1 rRNA gene is annotated in these 3,069 nt (G+C 52.7%); it reads left to right on the forward strand.

The features are described from left to right. The first annotated feature begins 161 nt into the window (after positions 1 to 161). Positions 162 to 3,050 (forward strand): 23S ribosomal RNA (locus PG899_RS23685). Positions 3,051 to 3,069: the final 19 nt, after the last annotated feature.

Raw genomic sequence — 3,069 nt, forward strand, 5'->3', positions numbered from 1 at the left:
GCACATGCTCTTTAACAATCTGGAAAGCTGATTTAAAAAGTAGTTCTCAAACATTTGTTACAAGTGCTTTGGAAACTTCTTGGCGAAAACCAAATTTTATTTGGTCCTTGTTGTACAGCAACAAGCTGCGTCGGTTTCACCGACACTTCTTGGGGTTGTATGGTTAAGTGACTAAGCGTACATGGTGGATGCCTTGGCAGTCAGAGGCGATGAAGGACGTACTAACCTGCGATAAGCCGTGAGCAGTCGGTAAGAGACATTACGACTCACGGATTTCCGAATGGGGAAACCCACTTAGCATAAGCTAGGTATCGCTACGTGAATACATAGCGTAGCGAGGCGAACCGGGAGAACTGAAACATCTAAGTACCCCGAGGAAAAGAAATCAACCGAGATTCCCTCAGTAGCGGCGAGCGAACGGGGATTAGCCCTTAAGCATCTTGGAAGTTAGTGGAACGGTCCTGGAAAGGCCGGCGATACAGGGTGATAGCCCCGTACACGAAAACAACCTTGATGTGAAATCGAGTAGGGCGGGACACGTGACATCCTGTCTGAATATGGGGGGACCATCCTCCAAGGCTAAATACTCCTGACTGACCGATAGTGAACCAGTACCGTGAGGGAAAGGCGAAAAGAACCCCTGTGAGGGGAGTGAAATAGAACCTGAAACCGTGTACGTACAAGCAGTGGGAGCCCTTCGGGGTGACTGCGTACCTTTTGTATAATGGGTCAGCGACTTACATTTTGTAGCGAGGTTAACCGTATAGGGGAGCCGTAGGGAAACCGAGTCTTAACTGGGCGTCTAGTTGCAAGGTGTAGACCCGAAACCGGGTGATCTAGCCATGGGCAGGTTGAAGGTTGAGTAACATCAACTGGAGGACCGAACCCACTAACGTTGCAAAGTTAGGGGATGACCTGTGGCTGGGGGTGAAAGGCCAATCAAACTCGGAGATAGCTGGTTCTCCCCGAAAGCTATTTAGGTAGCGCCTCGGACGAATACTACTGGGGGTAGAGCACTGTTTGGGCTAGGGGGTCATCCCGACTTACCAACCCCATGCAAACTCCGAATACCAGTAAGTAATATCCGGGAGACACACGGCGGGTGCTAACGTCCGTCGTGAAGAGGGAAACAACCCAGACCGCCGGCTAAGGTCCCAAAGTTCTGGTTAAGTGGGAAACGATGTGGGAAGGCTCAGACAGCTAGGATGTTGGCTTAGAAGCAGCCATCATTTAAAGAAAGCGTAATAGCTCACTAGTCGAGTCGGCCTGCGCGGAAGATGTAACGGGGCTCAAACCAGGCACCGAAGCCGCGGATTCACGCTAAGCGTGAGTGGTAGGGGAGCGTTCTGTAAGTCTGCGAAGGTGTGTCGAGAGGCATGCTGGAGATATCAGAAGTGCGAATGCTGACGTAAGTAACGATAAAGGGGGTGAAAAGCCTCCTCGCCGGAAGACCAAGGGTTCCTGTCCAACGTTAATCGGGGCAGGGTGAGTCGACCCCTAAGGCGAGGCCGAAAGGCGTAGTCGATGGGAAGCAGGTTAATATTCCTGCACGACTTGTAATTGCGATGGGGGGACGGAGAAGGCTAGGTGGGCCAGGCGACGGTTGTCCTGGTGAAAGTGCGTAGGTGGTGTTTCTAGGCAAATCCGGAGACACAACACTGAGACACGAGACGAACGCACTACGGTGCGGAAGCCATTGATGCCCTGCTTCCAGGAAAAGCCTCTAAGCTTCAGATTACAAGTCATCGTACCCCAAACCGACACAGGTGGTCGGGTAGAGAATACCAAGGCGCTTGAGAGAACTCGGGTGAAGGAACTAGGCAAAATAGAACCGTAACTTCGGGAGAAGGTTCGCTCTTGACAGTGAAGTCCCTTGCGGATGGAGCAGTTGGGAGTCGCAGTGACCAGATGGCTGGGACTGTTTATCAAAAACACAGCACTCTGCAAACACGAAAGTGGACGTATAGGGTGTGACACCTGCCCGGTGCCGGAAGGTTAATTGATGGGGTTAGCGCAAGCGAAGCTCTTGATCGAAGCCCCGGTAAACGGCGGCCGTAACTATAACGGTCCTAAGGTAGCGAAATTCCTTGTCGGGTAAGTTCCGACCTGCACGAATGGTGTAACCATGGCCATGCTGTCTCCACCCGAGACTCAGTGAAATCGAATTCGCCGTGAAGATGCGGTGTACCCGCGGCTAGACGGAAAGACCCCGTGAACCTTTACTACAGCTTGGCACTGAACATTGAACCTACATGTGTAGGATAGGTGGGAGGCTTTGAAGGCGTGACGCCAGTTGCGCTGGAGCCGTCCTTGAAATACCACCCTTGTATGTTTGATGTTCTAACGCAGGCCCATGAATCTGGGTCGCGGACAGTGCCTGGTGGGTAGTTTGACTGGGGCGGTCTCCTCCCAAAGAGTAACGGAGGAGCACGAAGGTTGGCTAATCCTGGTCGGACATCAGGAGGTTAGTGCAATGGCATAAGCCAGCTTAACTGCGAGACGGACAGGTCGAGCAGGTACGAAAGTAGGTCATAGTGATCCGGTGGTTCTGAATGGAAGGGCCATCGCTCAACGGATAAAAGGTACTCCGGGGATAACAGGCTGATACCGCCCAAGAGTTCATATCGACGGCGGTGTTTGGCACCTCGATGTCGGCTCATCACATCCTGGGGCTGAAGTCGGTCCCAAGGGTATGGCTGTTCGCCATTTAAAGTGGTACGCGAGCTGGGTTCAGAACGTCGTGAGACAGTTCGGTCCCTATCTGCCGTGGGCGTTGGATGATTGAAGGGAGTTGCTCCTAGTACGAGAGGACCGGAGTGAACGAACCTCTGGTGTTCGGGTTGTCACGCCAGTGGCACTGCCCGGTAGCTAAGTTCGGAATCGATAACCGCTGAAAGCATCTAAGCGGGAAGCGAGCCCTGAGATGAGTCATCCCTGACCCCTTGAGGGTCCTAAAGGGCCGTTGGAGACCACAACGTTGATAGGTGGGGTGTGTAAGCGCGGCGACGTGTTGAGCTAACCCATACTAATTACCCGTGAGGCTTAACCATACAACACCCAAGAAGTGTT

The sequence above is a fragment of the Aeromonas sp. QDB39 genome, assembly GCF_027707585.1.
GTDB lineage: Bacteria > Pseudomonadota > Gammaproteobacteria > Enterobacterales > Aeromonadaceae > Aeromonas > Aeromonas hydrophila.